Source organism: Helicobacter sp. MIT 14-3879 (genome assembly GCF_003364125.1).
Genome location: NZ_NXLP01000007.1, coordinates 1 through 16,564 on the forward strand (window position 1 = coordinate 1; position 16,564 = coordinate 16,564).

Annotated in this window: 14 protein-coding genes; 6 read left to right on the forward strand and 8 right to left on the reverse strand. The window is 25.2% G+C overall.

Going from position 1 to position 16,564, the window contains the following annotated elements; all coding sequences use genetic code 11:
• The 7 genes from CQA44_RS05600 to CQA44_RS05630 form a co-directional block, all read right to left on the reverse strand.
• On the reverse strand, positions 1–561 hold a 561-nt coding region (locus tag CQA44_RS05600), incomplete at its 3' end, for a glycosyltransferase (protein WP_147289756.1).
• Complete coding sequence (locus CQA44_RS05605; RefSeq protein ID WP_115546304.1) at positions 558–2,021, reverse strand: O-antigen ligase family protein; 1,464 nt, start codon at positions 2,019–2,021, stop codon at positions 558–560. The genes CQA44_RS05605 and CQA44_RS05600, both read right to left, overlap by 4 nt.
• Positions 2,022–2,127: 106 nt before the next feature.
• Positions 2,128–4,335, reverse strand: coding sequence for an endonuclease MutS2 (locus CQA44_RS05610; protein ID WP_115546305.1), 2,208 nt, complete (start codon positions 4,333–4,335; stop codon positions 2,128–2,130).
• A 5-nt stretch (positions 4,336–4,340) separates the two neighbouring features.
• Positions 4,341–4,676 (reverse strand): hypothetical protein, encoded by a 336-nt coding sequence (locus CQA44_RS05615; protein ID WP_115546306.1) that lies wholly within the window; start codon positions 4,674–4,676, stop codon positions 4,341–4,343.
• A 31-nt stretch (positions 4,677–4,707) separates the two neighbouring features.
• Positions 4,708–6,036 carry a UDP-N-acetylmuramate--L-alanine ligase gene (gene murC / locus CQA44_RS05620; RefSeq protein WP_258864912.1) on the reverse strand — a complete coding sequence of 443 codons (1,329 nt, stop codon included), beginning with the start codon at positions 6,034–6,036 and terminating at the stop codon, positions 4,708–4,710.
• On the reverse strand, positions 6,027–7,145 hold the full coding sequence (locus tag CQA44_RS05625; RefSeq protein WP_115546307.1) for a succinyldiaminopimelate transaminase: 1,119 nt from the start codon (positions 7,143–7,145) through the stop codon (positions 6,027–6,029). Before CQA44_RS05625 ends, murC begins: the two co-directional genes overlap by 10 nt.
• Complete coding sequence (locus CQA44_RS05630) at positions 7,142–8,536, reverse strand: DEAD/DEAH box helicase (protein WP_115546308.1); 1,395 nt, start codon at positions 8,534–8,536, stop codon at positions 7,142–7,144. The genes CQA44_RS05625 and CQA44_RS05630 overlap by 4 nt, the downstream gene beginning before the upstream one ends.
• Before the next feature lie 173 nt (positions 8,537–8,709).
• Here CQA44_RS05630 and CQA44_RS05635 point away from each other — a divergent pair, with 173 nt between their 5' ends.
• Genes CQA44_RS05635 through purU form a run of 6 tightly spaced genes read left to right on the forward strand, consistent with a single transcriptional unit; the run spans position 8,710 to position 14,438 of the window.
• Positions 8,710–9,450, forward strand: a complete 741-nt coding sequence (locus tag CQA44_RS05635; protein WP_258864913.1) for a cytochrome c biogenesis CcdA family protein — start codon at positions 8,710–8,712, stop codon at positions 9,448–9,450.
• Positions 9,451–9,458: 8 nt separating this feature from the next.
• Positions 9,459–10,604: an amidohydrolase family protein gene (locus CQA44_RS05640; protein ID WP_115546309.1), complete on the forward strand. Its 1,146-nt coding sequence runs from the start codon at positions 9,459–9,461 to the stop codon at positions 10,602–10,604.
• 31 nt (positions 10,605–10,635) lie between these two features.
• Positions 10,636–11,520: a mechanosensitive ion channel family protein gene (locus CQA44_RS05645; RefSeq protein WP_115546310.1), complete on the forward strand. Its 885-nt coding sequence runs from the start codon at positions 10,636–10,638 to the stop codon at positions 11,518–11,520.
• 14 nt (positions 11,521–11,534) lie between these two features.
• On the forward strand, positions 11,535–12,767 hold the full coding sequence (locus CQA44_RS05650; RefSeq protein WP_115546311.1) for an aminofutalosine deaminase family hydrolase: 1,233 nt from the start codon (positions 11,535–11,537) through the stop codon (positions 12,765–12,767).
• Positions 12,754–13,626 (forward strand): signal peptide peptidase SppA, encoded by an 873-nt coding sequence (gene sppA / locus CQA44_RS05655; protein WP_258864914.1) that lies wholly within the window; start codon positions 12,754–12,756, stop codon positions 13,624–13,626. The genes CQA44_RS05650 and sppA overlap by 14 nt, the downstream gene beginning before the upstream one ends.
• The gene (gene purU / locus CQA44_RS05660; protein ID WP_115546312.1) at positions 13,623–14,438 is read left to right on the forward strand and encodes a formyltetrahydrofolate deformylase; all 816 of its coding nucleotides are present in this window, start codon (positions 13,623–13,625) and stop codon (positions 14,436–14,438) included. The genes sppA and purU overlap by 4 nt, the downstream gene beginning before the upstream one ends.
• Before the next feature lie 449 nt (positions 14,439–14,887).
• Here purU and CQA44_RS05665 read toward each other — a convergent pair whose 3' ends face one another.
• Positions 14,888–16,561 (reverse strand): WD40 repeat domain-containing protein, encoded by a 1,674-nt coding sequence (locus CQA44_RS05665; RefSeq protein ID WP_115546313.1) that lies wholly within the window; start codon positions 16,559–16,561, stop codon positions 14,888–14,890.
• Positions 16,562–16,564: the final 3 nt, after the last annotated feature.

Below are 16,564 nucleotides of genomic sequence, written 5' to 3' on the forward strand. Positions count from 1 at the left end.
ATCCATACGACCAACTGAAAGGACATTATTATTATCTAAATTAGAAACTTCTAAAGGAATTTCTGGAATAAAGTTTGGAATTACTTTTATGTTTGGGTGATATAGTCTATATTTATGATATTCATTATTAGTTAATAAAACAAGAGTATCAAAATAAGAATTTCGCTTATTGTAAAATTTAAAGTTAAGATGTAAAATCTTTATATATTTTGTATTTTTATTCTTAAAAAATGGTGTATAAATCCAATCATTTGCAATGATTATATCTATATCTTTATAAATATTTTTAATTTTAAAGCTTAATAAAAATTTAAATATATTTTTAAAATAAAATCTTTTAAGTATATTGTTAAAATATATTTTCTTTAAGCTAGATTCAGACAAATTATATAAAAAAGTTAAATTTGACTTAATATTATATGGTAATGTTTTATTAGCTCTATAAAAACTTAGAATCTCTACATTATACCCCATAGATATGAAAGCATTAGCTAGATTAACTACAACCCTCTCTCCTCCTCCAGTGATACTAATATCTGCTATGGTAAGTAAAATTTTCATTTATATATTTGCTTATTATATAAAGAGCCCAATAATATACCAAAAATAATAGATAAAGGTTCTAACATAATTGACCGTAGCATATCAAATAAACTACAAATAAAAATACCAATAATCATTAAGCAAAATATTAATGCTAAAAATCTATTATTAAATAATTTTATAGCCCTATATCCACTATATATCATATATACAGTAGATAATACTATAAATATAAAACCAATAGCTCCATACATAAACAATAAGCTTAGTATATGATTATGTGGATGATTATATCCATTATAATCATCTATAATATCTTTATAAATATCTCCTTTTGCATTAAAATATACTTTATTATTGCTATTATTTAAATTAAAATAATTATATAAATATGGTGATATAGCAAATATATTAGTTATATGTGGTTTAAATGGCTCATCTAAAAACGCAAGTAAAGTTGATTTATTCATAGCAATACGAGATAGTGAGCTATGCTCCCAAGTAATATTACTAATACCATTTTGAATACTTTCTTTAGAGCAATTTAACTTTCCATTAAAGCAGAATTCATCATATTTTCCCATTTCTATTGGAGCTGTATCCCAAACGGTGCTAATATTATCGATCATATGGGCAATATCATACCTAGGTGGTAAATCTTTAGAAATATGATAGATTAAACAAAATAATAACACTAAAAAAATAAACAAAATACCAAGAATCTTTATTTTATGTTTATATTGCCACATAAAAAATGGAGTAAATATTATTACAATAAATGCTATAAAAAAACTTCTCTCACCATTTGAAAGCATCGCAAGTATGCTTAAAATTAAAGTAATTATAAATAAAAATTTAATCTTTATATTTTTAAAAGCCCAAATTCCAGCAATACTTATAGATAATGGTGCTATAATCCAAATATTATAAACAGAGATTCCCGGAAAAAAAAATGGAATATTATAATGAAATGTATTATGATAGAAGCCATATTTTATAGCTAGGTATATCATTGCAAATACATTCATAAAACAAACTATTCCAAAAAAAGTTAATAATATAATTATAATCTCTCTCTTTGCATATCTAGCAAAAAAATAACACAAAATAAAAAAAGCAAAATAACCAATAATATGTTGATTAATGGATTTAAACAAGCTTCCAAAACTTTTTGGTGGCATAATAGTATCAAAGTAGGTTAGCATTCCAAGTATAACTAATACAATACAGCATAAAGTAGGTATAAAAAGTATCTTAAAATCATCTTTACAAAATTTTTTATAATTGCATAGTATAAATAAAACTCCACCTATGTGAAAGAGTGTTTGAACTCTTAAAATAAAAGCATCACTTTCAATGGCACTTAGCCCAATTGATAAGATAAAAAGTCCTATACAAAATAATATAAGAGCAATTTTTTCATTATTAGTCTTTATAAAATCTAAAATTCCATTTCCAATATAACTTTTTTTAAACAAAACTTAAATCCTTAAATAAAAAGTGTGATTCTACCATAATATAGCTATACATAACTGAAATTTAGAAATCATTTAATTTAAATATTTTACTACTCTAAAATAAATCCTAAAATCTAACGACCTTAGCACCATATCCACCGCTATTGCTTGGTGCATCGCTAAAGCTTTTTACCTTTGGGTGCGATGATAAAAACTCTCTAACCACATTTGATAAGACTCCATTTCCTATCCCATGATAAATAAGCACCTCATCAAATCCAGCTAATAAGCAATCTGAAATATATTTATCTAGTAATTCTAATGCTTCCTCTACCCTCTTTCCATGTAAATCAAGGCTGATATTACAACTTTTAGCATTTTTTATAAAATCAATCTTTTGGGCTTGGTCTTGCTTTTTAATACTTGCTAATTTTATGCTAGATAGTTTTGTTTTTAGCTTTATTCCATAATCTAGCTCAATAGTTGCTATATCTGCCTTAATACTTAAGATAGAGCCTGCATTTTTTCCATAATAGATTCTATCTCCTACTTGAAATTTAATATTTTTATTAACGCTTTCTTTTGGAAGTTTGCTAAATTCTTTATGTTGTTTATTTAAGAATCTATGAATTTCTTTTGTATCGTTCTTTTTTAGAACCTCTCTTAATTCATATAAAGCTTTATTATAAATGCTCTCTAACTCCAAAATTTTATTTTTAAAATCACTATTTTGCTTATTTATTAAAGAATCTAATTCATAACTTTTGCATTGGTTAATTTCTATTTGCTTATTTATTTCTTGCTCTTTTTTTAATAATTTAGTTTTTAAAAGTGAGGTTTGCTCTATTAGCTCATTTAGATTTTCTAAATCATCACCATAGATTTCTTTTGCTCTATTTACTATAAAATGTGGTATCTTATATCTCAAAGCACTATCAAAAGCATAGCTCTTACCTATGCAACCCTCTAAAAATTTATAAATAGGAAGCCTTCTTTTTTCATCATACATAGCAGCTACAAGCTCCACATTTGGGTTAGAAGTCATTTTAGAAGCAAGAAGTTTGTGATGAGTGGTGATTATAATTTTCATATTTTTATTTTGTAAATATTCTAGTATAGCAAAGTATAAAGCACTAGCTTCATTTGCATCAGTTCCTAACTCTATCTCATCTATACCTAATAATGTATTAGAAGAATCTAAAAGTTTGCTAAACTCAAGCATCCTTCCAGCAAAAGTTGAAATATCATTTTTTGAGTTTTGAGGGTCATTAATAATTGCATAAATATCTTTAAAATATGAAATTTTTGATTTAAATGGATTTATCCTAAATGGTATTAAATATTTTGCTAAAAATGCAGCACTTAAAATTGACTTTAAAAGCATAGTTTTACCACCTGCATTAACACCTGTAATTATTAGAATCTTACTTTTAAAAGAGATACTGCAAGGTGTTGGATTAGAAATATTTGGATGACAAAAATCACATAAAATAATTTCATTTTTTTTATTTGGTAAGACAAAATTATAATTACCATTTTTAGCGAAAAATATACGAGCCTGCATGCTATCAAATCTATCAAATTCTTTATTGATAAATTTTAAAAATAATATATTTTGTAAAAAGATATTAGAAATTTCTTTTTCTATCTCATAAATTAACATTTCTTTTTCATTTTTTAGGGTTTCTAATCTATCATAAATATTTGCTATATTGTTTGGGAATACATAAAAATATCCTGCTTGTGTGCGATGCAATATTTGTCCTTTTAGGATTTTATTAAATCCAGCACTTACAAGTAAGCTTTCTTTAGAATCTATTAAATGAATTTGTTTATCTACTAAATAGGGACTAAAGTTACTATTTTGTAGCAGTTTGTTAATTTGCTTTTTTATCTCTAAGTGTGTAGTTAGAATGTTTTTATTAATAAAATCTAATTTTTCATATTTACCCTCTAATATATTCCCATCATTATCAAAATAATTTGATATATTAAAAATATCTTGAGGAATTGATATTTTTTCAAGCATTAAAGGAATGTATTTAAAATTTGATAAATTTAGTTTCTTTAGATATAAAAAGTATTTAATAATTTTTATAAATTCAAAAATTTGTTCTAGTTTTAAAACACCCTGCTTTTTTAATAAAAGCATTTCATTATCTAGTTTTAAAATATTGCTTGGTGGGGTAAAAGCGATTTTATCTAATTCATCTAAATAAAGTTTAAAAAGATTTATATCTCCTTGTATTTCTAAGGATTGCTCTCTAGCAAAATATAGTCTAAATTTTGATATAAAATCTTCTAAATCAAGCTTTTTTAGGATAAGTTCTTCCATAAAATTTATTCACATTCATCAATTGAAATTATTTGATTATAAAATTTAGTTCCTTTTTTACCTGTAAAACTTAGTGTCCCATTAGTAAATGTAAAATTTTTATTATTTAAAGTAATGCCGCTGCATAATATATCTTCACCTCTATTAAACTCTGCAATTATATTTGTATATTTTTGGTTTTGCTTATCTGATATATGTGTGTAAATTACAATGATAAAAATAAGTATAACAAATAAGATTCCAAGTATTATATAGCGTTTTCTATCAACTCTATCTTTAAGAGTAAAATATAAAAATGAACCTATTATAATGGATACTATTAAAATTATTAAAATCTTCATATCTTAAAACTAATTCCTAATTCTTATTTATTTAAATTAAACCTCTCATTTGATAGGTTATATCACCTGCCCCAAAACCTACAATAAGCCCAGAGTCTAAAACATCTAAAATATTATTATCTTTTAGTATTTCAATTTTTGAACCATTACGATTAATTTCATCTGCAAAAAGTGGAGAATACTTTCTAAAATATCCATAAAAATCAATATCAATTGGCTCTTCATAAGCACGCCAAACAGGTAAAATGATAAGCTTATCTACACCCTTAAAACATTTTGAAAAACCATCAATATTATTAATAGTTCTAGAGTATTTATGTGGCTGCCAAATCACACTTAATTTATCTATTTTTTTAAGCTTAGCATAATATTTAATAGAATCTAGAGTACTCTTTATTTCTGTTGGGTGGTGGGCATAATCATCTATCATAATACATCTATTATTATTGCAAACTATATCAAATCTTTTTTTAATGCCTTTGTAGTTTAGTAAATTTTCTTTTATTTCTTTAGAATCTAAATCATCTAGTGAGGCTAGAATAGCTAAAGAAGCATTGCTTAATGTGTGGAATCCAAAACCCCAAACCTCAAAATCTCCAATAAACTTATCATTATTATATAGACTAAATGAACTATATGGTTCATCATCACACAAATAATGCTTTATATCTCTAATATCCTTACTAGGCAAAAGACGAAGAGCTTTAATTTTTAAGGTAGATAAAAATTCATCTTCAGCATTGATTACCCTAGTTTTTGCTTTTTTTAAAAATTTTTTATAATAACTGTGGAATAAATCCAAATCATAATTATAATATTCCATATGCTCTGGCTCTGCATTTGTTACAATAGCACAATATGGATTACTGTTTATAAAACTACCATCACTTTCATCTGCCTCAAATACTATACTTTTGTTTTTTTTAGCCCTAACATTTGAACCAAATTCCTTACTCTCTGCCCCAATTATTGCACCATATTTATTTAAAATAGAACTTAACATTGCAGTAGTGCTAGATTTACCATGCGCTCCACACACTGAAAAAACTCTTTTTTGTTTTAAAATAATTTTTAAAGCTTCACTGCGAGATAAAACAGGGATATTTTTCTTTTTAGCTTCAATTAATTCTTCATTATTATCTCTAATTATTGCAGAATGAATCACTAAATCCTGTGAAGTAATATTTGATTTATTATGCGGTATGCTAATATTAACTCCCAAACTTTTTAAATAGTTTGTAGAACTACTAACAGCAATATCAGAGCCACTAATATCAATGCCTTGAGCTTGCATATATCTTGCAAGACCAGAAATTCCAATTCCACCAATACCAACAAAATGAATTTTTTTTATATCCAAAGCTTTAACCTCTCTAATACATTTCTAGTTACTTGATAATCATAAACTAAAGCAATCCTAACAAACCCCTCTCCAACACCTTCTCTACCCAAAAAGCGTCCAGGGAGAACTAGTATGCCCTCATTTTCATAAAGTCTTTTTGTAAATAATAAATCATCGTCAATTTTTAGCCATATATAAAATGTATATCCGCTAATATTAATATTTAAAATTTCTCTTGCTAATTTGAGATTAGTAGCATACTTTTTTCTAAAAACTTCACTACTACTTTCCCAAGCAACACTAGAGGCTCTTTGTAAAGGAAGTGGAATAGCACAGCCAATATATGTGCGATATAATGAATATTGCTTTAAAATTACTTTATCTCCAGCAATAAAGCCACTTCTTAATCCTGGGGCTGAAGATCGTTTTGAGATGGAATTAATGCAAAAAATATTTTTAAATTCTTTATTACCAACTGCCAAACTAGCCTCTAAAATAGAATGTGGTGGAGTATTTTCGTAAATATCACTATAACATTCATCATTTAATAAAATAAAATCATATTCTAAAGCTAATCTTACCCATTCTTTTAATTCATCTAGGCTTAAAACCTGTCCTGTTGGGTTATTTGGTGAATTTAGAATTACTAATTTCACTTTCTTTAAATCATTATTAGAAAGTTTTGGTTTAAAATTATTGCTAGAATCTATTTTCATATAAATAATTTGTGCATTACTTGCAATAGCAGCACCCTCATAAATCTGATAAAAAGGATTTGGGAAAGCCATAACTTTATCACTATTATTTCTAAAAATAAAGTTAAATAAAAAACAAGGAAAGTTAAATAAAACTTCTCTAGTCCCAAAAGTAGGTATGATTTCATCATTATTTATTTTTACATTAAACCTTTTTTTTATGAAATTAATTTGCGACTTTCTTAAAAAACTCTCTCCACTACTCACAGGATATTTAGATAAAAGAGAACTAGAAGCTATAAATTCATCTTGGATAAAACTGGGTGTAGGAAATTGTGGCTCTCCTATGGTTAGTTTGAAAACATCTTTCTTTGGATTAATATTTTTAATTAAATTATTTAGCTTTTCAAATGGATATGGTTGAAAATTCAATATTTTGACCTTCTATTTTTAGTTATTTTATTATCATCTATTATTTTTGTTTTATGTTGTTTTGACTTTGAAGTTTTATTTAGTTTCTTAGATTTTTGCTCTTCAAATATATCAATATTTTTATTAACTACATCAAAAAGATAAGATAAAAGCTTGCAAATAAGCTGAGCATTATCTATTTTTGTATTTAATAATGGATATAAATCTAGTGATTTTGATGATATTTTATAATCTAAAATTTTATTTATAAAATCACTATTTGTTTGTGTATCAGATAATTCAAAAAGCTCTAATTTTGTTTTAATTTGCTCTTTTATTCTTTTTAAATCTTTAAATTCAAGTGGGGTTACTAGTGTAATTGCAACTCCCTTTTTCCCTGCTCTACCCGTTCTTCCTATCCTATGGACATAACTATCCGGATTAAGTGGCATATGATAGTTAAAAACATGGCTAACATTGCTTATATCAAGTCCACGGCTTGCAACATCAGTAGCAACTAAAATTTTAACTTTATTGTCTTTGAAAGACTTAATTGCAACTTGTCTTTCTCTTTGGCACATATCTCCGTGGAGTGCTGTAGCTTTATATCCCTTTGATACTAAAAATTCAGCTAAAACATCTGCTTCTTTTTTCATTCTAGTAAAGATAATACATTTTTGTGGAGATGTAGCATCAAGTAATCTTGTTATAGCATCATCTCTTTCATTTTCATTAACAATATAATATTTTTGTTCTATATCTGAATTTGCAATATTTACACTTGTAATATTCACATTTTTTGGATTATTTAAAATCTTATTTGCTAATTTTTTAATTGGAATTGGCATAGTTGCGGAAAATAATAAAGTTTGTCTATCTCTTGGTATAAATCTAAATATTTCTTCAATGCTTTCTAAAAATCCCATATCTAACATTTCATCACTTTCATCTAGCACTACAATTTTTGGATTAAAGTTTTTAATTCTATTATTTTTTAAATAATCTAGTAATCTTCCGGGTGTAGCTACCATAACTTTTGGCTTTTTATTTAATAAATCAATTTGTCTTTTTATTGGTTGTCCACCATAAGCACAAATTGTCTTTGTCTTTAAAAACTTACCCAATCTAAAAATTTCATCACTAATTTGCATAGCAAGTTCTCTTGTGGGTGCAATAATTAATGCTTCTATATCAGAATTATTTGTTAGCATGTTTAATATGGGTATAGCAAATGCAGCAGTTTTTCCTGTGCCTGTTTGAGCTTGAGCTATTAAATCATGTTTTTCTAAAATAAGGGGAATTGCACTTTGTTGAACGGGGCTTGGTGAATTAAACCCTGCTTCAGATATTCCCTTTAGAACCTTTGCTTTAAGTTTAAATTCCAAAAAACCATTATTGGTAGTAATTTTCATTGTATCTCTTTATTAAGTTTAATTTTATTTTTTAAAGCAATAATTTTTACTTTTTTAAAGTTTTCATTATGATTTTGTAAGATATTTTGCTTAAAATGAGTGATTATAGCCAAATATCAATTAGTTTTAGATATAATTTATCAATAAAGTTTTTTAAGGATTTTAAAATTTTAATGGAGATAGCATTAATAAACCTCTATGATAAACTACCATATATAACAGCATTTCTTGCTGGAATCCTAACTTTTTTAAGTCCTTGTATTTTACCGCTCATACCTCCATACATGTCATATATTAGCGGAATTTCAATAGAAGAATTAAAAGAGAATTCCCATAAAAAAAAGATTTATATTTTACAAAAAGCTATTCTTTTTGTGGCTGGATTTTCATTAATATTTATAATTATTGGAATCTCATTTAATAGTATTATCGGAAGATTTTTAGGCAATAGCATTGTAAATTATATTGCTGGAGGTATAATTATTGGATTTGGAATTCATTTTCTTGGAATTATTAGATTTAATATTCTTTATAAAACTAAAAAACTAAGTTTCAACTATAATGAAAATAAACAAAATAGACTTAAAGCGCTCATTAATATTTTTTCTCCTTTCATATTAGGTGTTGGATTTGCACTTGGCTGGAGTCCTTGTGTAGGTCCAATATTAGGCTCAATTATTGCCTTAAGTGTTGTAAATATAAATAGCGGTATTTGGCTTATGATTGTTTATGCAGTGGGTCTTGGAGTGCCATTTTTACTTACAGCTATTGCTATTAATATATTTTTTAATTTATTTAATAAGATAAAAAAATATTATAGGTTTATAGAGATAAGTAGTGGTATTTTACTTATTTTAATTGGAATTATTATCATATTTGGTGGGTTAGATAAACTAAACACTATAATCTTATAAGGAATAAAATGATACTTAAAAATGCTAACAATATATCCGAATTAAAAATTCAAGATGGCTTAATTGCAGATTCTACAAATGATACAGCAATATTAGATTGTAAAAATTATACTTTAATCCCACAATTTATAGACTTGAATGTATTCCCTAAAAATAAAAGTTTATCTAGGAATTCACTTATTTCATTATCTAAAAAAGCAAAAAATGGTGGTGTTGGAATAATAGCTTTAAATAGCGATACAAACCCAAAAATAGATAATGAAATGGCAATAGAGTTTATAAAAAACCTTGATAATGATATTGAAATACTACCATTAATGGCATCAAATAATGCACAGAATAAAATATGTGATATTTCAATTCTAAATTCACTTGGAGGGGTTGGAATAAACTTAGATAGTATCCAATGTGCAAATACGATAGATAAAATTGCAAAATATGCAAAAATGCTTGATATTCCTATATTTGTTAATGCTGATGATAAATTAGGTGGTGTTATAAACTATGGTGAAATAAGTTCTATCTTAGGACTTCAAGCGAGGAATCCTCTAAGTGAAATCAAGGAAGTAGCAAAGATACTAGAAGTAGCAGTTTTTTATAATATAAAAGTTATATTTAGTGCAATAAGTGAGATTAGAAGTATAGAGCTAATTAATACTGCAAAGAGGCATAATTCAAATATTTTTGCTGAAGTATCAATTCATCATTTAGTTTTAAGTGATGAGGCTTGCAATAATTACAATACCTCGGCAAAAATTAATCCTCCATTAAAAGATAATAAAACTAAAGATTTATTGTTAGATTCTTTACAAAGTGGAAAGATTGATTTATTAACTTCATTGCAATGTGCTTGTTATAACTCCAAAAAAGAGCAAGTCTTTAATGATGCAGAATTCGGTATTGATGCAATTTATTATTATTTTTCTCTACTTTACACATATTTGGTAAAAACAAGAGTTATAAGTTTAGAACAATTAATTAATATTTGTGCTAAAAATCCAGCTAAAATTTTAAACTTAAATTGTGGTGGAATAGATATTGGCAAAGAAGCAAAATTAATGTTAATAGACTTAGATTCTAATTATGATATAAAAGATTTACTCTCACCATATAATGGTAAAAAATTAAATGGAATAGTAAAAGAATTTATTTAAAAACAGAATTTATTTAACTTAAGGAAAAATTATGAAAGAAAAATTAACTAATATTTTATATTTAATGCTAGATGAATTAATAAACGCAATAGTAGTTGGTTCAAAAGCAATTTTTATATTAATCTTTGGAATTTGGCTTGCTTACTTTATAGCAGGTAGGGTTAGAAAAATACTTTTAAGAACGCTAAAAGATGAAATGCTTTCAAATTTTCTATCAAAATTGGCATTTGTGGGTATAATGGTAATGGCAGTTGTAGTTACGCTAGGAACAATGGGTGTGCAAACTACCTCAATAATAGCTGCTCTTGGTGCAGCAGGACTTGCAATAGCTCTAGCATTAAAAGATTCTTTATCTAATCTTGCAAGTGGGATAATGCTAGTTGTGTTCCGTCCTTTTACAAAAAGTGATACTATAGAAGTAAATGGTAAAATTGGTATTGTAGAGGATATTTCATTATTTCATACATACATGAAAATGCCAGATGGAAAGTTAATTATTACTCCAAATACAAATATTGCTACATCAGAAGTTATAAACTATACTACAATGCACGCAAAAAGAATTCAAGCAAAAAATGAAGAGATTATATCAAATAAAGAAGTAGTAAGAAGAATTGATTGGCTTGTTGGTGTAAGCTATACTAGTGATATTGATAAAGTAAAAGATATTATATATAAAGCAGTGGTTAATACTGAAAATATTAATAATGGAAAAGAAGATACTAGTAAGAAAATATTTATAGGCGTAAATGAGCTTCAATCAAGTTCAATAGAATTTGCAGTAAGAGCTTGGGTAATAGATAATGGATTGTTTTTTTCAACTAAGTGTAATATGATTGAAAATGTTAAAAAAGCTCTAGATTCTAATAATATTGAAATTCCTTATAATAAATTAGATGTAAATCTAATTAAATAGTTAGTTTAAGTAAAATGAAAAATTTATATTTAATTGGTGCAGATTTTATTATTACCTGCAATGAACATTTTGAGATAATTAAAAATGGTGGAATTTTATTTAACGAAGAAAAAATTGTAAAAATTGGAGATTATAATAAATTAAAAGATAAAGCTATTAATTCAAGATTCTATAAATCTTGTGTAATTACCCCAGCATTAATAAATTCACATATTCACTTTGAATTTAGCTCTAATAATTCTACTTTAAAGTATGGTAATTTTGGAGAGTGGTTAGATTCTGTTATGATACATAGAGATTCTTTATTTGCAAATGATAGTAGTATAAAAGAGGCAATTAAAGAAACTCTAAGAAGTGGAATTGGAAGTGTAGGTGCTATAAGTAGCAATGGTTTTGACTTGGAGGCATTAAGTAGCTCTCCTTTAAAAGTAATGTTTTTTAATGAAATTATGGGAACTACAAATATAGAGAAGATAAAAGATAGCTTTGATTTAAGATTGAAAAAATCAAAAATGTTAGAAAATGTTAATTTTAAAAGTGCTATTGCATTACATTCTCCATACTCACTACACAGTGATTTAGCAGAATACGCAATAGATAGAGCAATAAAAGAAAAAATGCTCTTAAGTGTTCATTTTATGGAATCTAAAGAGGAATTAATGTGGCTTGATTATAAAAAAGGATATTTTAATAATTTTTTTACAAAATATTTTAATGATAGTGCAAAGCCATTTTATACTAAAAAAAGATTTATTGAAATGTTTAGTAGTTGTGAAGGATTTTTTGTGCATTGTTTATATTTAAATAATGATGACTTTGAAATGCTATCAAGATTAAATATTGATATTATTTCTGCCCCTAGGTCAAATAGATTATTAAATAATAGATATTTTGATTTTTTTAAAGCTAAAGATTATAAATTTCCACTAATAATTGCTACTGATGGCAAGAGTTCAAATAATTCACTAAGTCTTTTAGATGAAGCTAGAGTAGCACTTTTTGCTTATGAAAAATTTGATATTAATAATCTTGCAAAAGAGATAATTTTAAGTATGACTGCTAGACCAGCAAAAAGACTTGGCTTTAATAACGGAATATTAGAAAAAAATAAAGCTAGTGATTTTGCAATATTCAATATAAGAGATATTGCCACAAGTAGTCAAATAGCATTAAATTTTATTCTACATTCAAAAAATGTGGAAGATTTATATATTAATGGAAAAAGGATAGATATTGAAAAGTATTAAGAAATTTTTTAACATTTTTATTTTAACGCCAATTAAATTTATTCAAACATATTTTAAAACTTGTTTATTTATATTTTTAGTTTTAATTCTCATTGAATTAACAGTAATGTCTAATAAACAAAAATTAGATGTAAATCTAGCTACCCTTTATTTAGAAGGACCAATTTTTAGAAGCGACTTATTTCAAGCTCAAATTGAATCATTAAAAAAATTTCCAAATATAAAAGGAATTTTATTAGTCATAGATTCCCCCGGTGGAACATTAGCAGCTTCTATTGAAATAGCAGATATGATTAAAGAACTAAATGAAAAAATACCTGTAATAGCTTATGTGCAAGGAACAATGGCAAGTGGAAGCTATTATGCAGGGATGTATAGTAGTTATATTATTGCAAATAGAGGTTCTATGATAGGCTCTATTGGAGTAATATTTAATGGATTTAATATTGAAGAATTGATGAATAAGGTTGGTATTAAATCTCAAAGTCTAAAAGCAGGTGAATTCAAAGAAGCAGGGACTATGTCAAGAAAATGGAGTGAGAATGAAAAATCATATTTACAAAATGTAATAAACCAACAATATAATATGTTTGTAAATGATGTTAGTATTGTTAGAAAATTAGATAGAAATAATTACAAAGATTTTGCAGAAGGAAAAATTTTTAATTCCTATAATGCACTTCAATTAGGGCTTATTGACTTAGTTGGTACACAAAAACAAGCTATTAATATGCTTCAAGAATTAAGTAAAGTAAAAAATCCTGTGTGGGTAAAACCTGATGTAATTGATTCTTATATTAAAAAGCTTACTAGTCAAGCTATTAGTGAGGTTTTTGCACATTTAAATAATATACAATGAATTTTATAATCTTAATTAGCATACCTGATAGAAGCGGACTTATACATAAAGTTTCATCTACATTATTAAATTATAATATAGAAAAAAATGATGAGTTTGTAGATAAAGAAAATAGCCACTTTTTTATGCGAACTAAGATTAAGGCTGATGAATATACAACGAAAGAAGAGATTAAATCTAAATTGAAAAATATTTTGCCAAAAGAGAGTTTTATTAAGATTGTTAAAGAAGAAAAGAAATCAATTATTATACTTTGTACAAAAGAATCTCACTGCCTTGGAGATATACTAATTAAACATTACAATAAAGAGCTAGAAATAAAAGCTGTGATTTCAAATCATAATGATTTAGAATCTTTAGTTAAAAAATTTGATATTCCATATTTTTATATTTCACACAATATTGCAAATCAAGAGGAGTTGATGATAGAAAAATGCAAAGAGTTTAATGCTTCTTTTATAATACTAGCAAAATATATGAGAATCTTATCTCCAAAATTTGTAAAAGAATTTAATGAGAGAATTATAAATATTCATCATTCTTTTTTACCAGCATTTGTTGGAGCAAATCCATATAAACAAGCATATGATAGAGGAGTTAAAATTATAGGTGCAACAGCACATTTTGTAAATGATGAACTTGATTGTGGTCCTATAATATGTCAAGATACTATGCAAGTAGATCATACATATTCTTGGAAGGATATGCAAAAAGCAGGGAAAAATATAGAAAGAATAGTTTTAGCAAAAGCCATTGAATTAGCCATAGATGATAGAATCTTTATTTATAAAAATAAAACAATTATTTTTTAATAAATTTAAAATCGGTAGATTGCAAATAAACTATGAAATAGCAAAGTTTAAAAAATAAAAACTTATAACTCTATAACTTAATACTTTTCAAAAATTAAAAAAGCATTTTAGATGATAAAAAAACTTATTTTACATAATCTTAAAAACTACCTATAATTAATAAAATCAAAATTTTTAAATTAAAAAAGTTTTTTATGATGTATTTTATAAGTTTTAAGCACTATATTTTGTATTTTTCTTTAATAAAATACTTTAAAAAATGGAAAAAAGGTTTTATTAAGATTAAGAAATTTAATTTTTAATCTAAAGATATTTAAATATTATTTTTCTAATATAAAATGCGATATTTAATATATTAGAAATAAAAACTAAATTCATAATATTTTTATTTTTAAAAAATAAAGTTTTGGAAGCTATAATTTTTAAGGGATAATTTATAAACCCTAGTTTTATTTAGAATTTATTTTTTCCATTATTATTAGCACTTCATCAATTTTTATCTCTAAATCTAGTGCAAAATCTCTATAATCTTTAAAATTTTTAAGCAAGGAAGTGTATTTTTTACATTCCTTTATACTTAGAGAGTAGAATGCTTCTAGTGCTTTAAAATAAATGACTTCACCATCTTTTTCTAAATTAGAAGCACCATTTAAATAAGTTACAAATTTATATTCATTTTTTAGCTTAAAATAAGTTTTATAGTCTTTATTATTTATTGCTTGTATTGCCTCATCGACTTTATATGGATATAAAAAAATTTCTTGTATTATTCTTACTTTTGATGGTATTTTTTTATATTGCATAATAATAGTATTTGCATCATCTTTCTTATTGTTTTTAACTAATTCTTTTGCAAGTAAAATTATTTTTGAAAATCTAGTTTCAAAGTCAATATAACTTTTCAATTCCTTTAATAATGGTTTTTTTTGCACCATAGGAATAGCACGAACCTCTAAACTATTTGCCATTAATTGTTCAAATTCACTAATTGATTTAATCTCGTTAATTATATTTGAAATTAAGTGCGTTTTATTTGGAATATTTAAATAATTATTTAAAATATTTATTGCCATATTTTTATTATTACTACAAGCAAGAGCTTTTGCTTCCAAAATATCAGATTGAAATTTTGCTTCTAATTGAATATAAAAATCCTCTGATTTCAAAAAAGTATTTTGGTTTATAAACTCATAAGCACTAGATATTTCTCCTCTATCTACAAAATCTTTACAAACATTTATAAAATCATCAAAATTATATGCAATTATTTTATTATCACTTGAGAGAATAATTTGATTTTCATCAATTAGAAAGGAATTATATGTTCTATCTTTTAAAAAGCTATTCAAAATCTTTGTTTGTATGCTAAAATCAACCACACTAATTGTTTTATTCTCATTTAATATAAATAGATAAGAATCTTTATAATAAAAAATATCTATAATCTGCATATAGTTTACTTGAAATCTATGCAATAGATTCTTTGTATTTGTATCAATTATATAAACAAAGCCTTTTATATCACCTAAAACTAAAATGCTGGATTCTTTAAAGAAATTGACACATTTAATGGCACTTGTAGTATTACATACTAAGCTTCCTAATTTGTCTTTATATTTATCAAATATCATAACACTTTTATCATAGCCAACTGATACAATAAATCTTTTATTTGGGCTTTCTTTAGATAATAAAACAAAATCTTTATGTCGTATTGGAATGTTTAATAATTGTCCATTATAGATATTCCAATTACCCAAAACACCATTTTTACCCCCAATTAATATATTTTCACCATCATCACTAATGCTAATACTCTCAATCTTAGAATCTGCTATTTTTAATACTTGAATAATCTTGTTTTGTTGAGTATTCATTATAAATACATTACTTTCATTTATATCAATATATGCAAATAATGGCAATGTTTTACAAATTGATACTTTATTATTATATGAAGATTTTATTGTGCTTATTGCTATTTTCTTAACGGTATTATTACTTATAGTATTGCTAATCCAATAAACTTCCTTTTTAGTATTAAATGCAAAAATAGAGTTCATAGAAAATTTTAAAATATCTGCACTAAATTCACTTTCTATTTCAAATATAGGATGAATCATTAT

Excerpts from the sequence above, each read along its gene's own strand:
- CQA44_RS05610 (WP_115546305.1), bottom strand. The coding sequence starts at position 4,335 with ATGGAAGAACTTATCCTAAAAAAGCTTGATTTAGAAGATTTTATATCA.
- CQA44_RS05630 (WP_115546308.1), bottom strand. The coding sequence starts at position 8,536 with ATGAAAATTACTACCAATAATGGTTTTTTGGAATTTAAACTTAAAGCA.
- purU (WP_115546312.1), top strand. The coding sequence starts at position 13,623 with ATGAATTTTATAATCTTAATTAGCATACCTGATAGAAGCGGACTTATA.
- CQA44_RS05645 (WP_115546310.1), top strand. The coding sequence starts at position 10,636 with ATGAAAGAAAAATTAACTAATATTTTATATTTAATGCTAGATGAATTA.
- CQA44_RS05665 (WP_115546313.1), bottom strand. The coding sequence starts at position 16,561 with ATGATTCATCCTATATTTGAAATAGAAAGTGAATTTAGTGCAGATATT.
- CQA44_RS05650 (WP_115546311.1), top strand. The coding sequence starts at position 11,535 with ATGAAAAATTTATATTTAATTGGTGCAGATTTTATTATTACCTGCAAT.
- CQA44_RS05635 (WP_258864913.1), top strand. The coding sequence starts at position 8,710 with ATGGAGATAGCATTAATAAACCTCTATGATAAACTACCATATATAACA.
- CQA44_RS05615 (WP_115546306.1), bottom strand. The coding sequence starts at position 4,676 with ATGAAGATTTTAATAATTTTAATAGTATCCATTATAATAGGTTCATTT.
- CQA44_RS05640 (WP_115546309.1), top strand. The coding sequence starts at position 9,459 with ATGATACTTAAAAATGCTAACAATATATCCGAATTAAAAATTCAAGAT.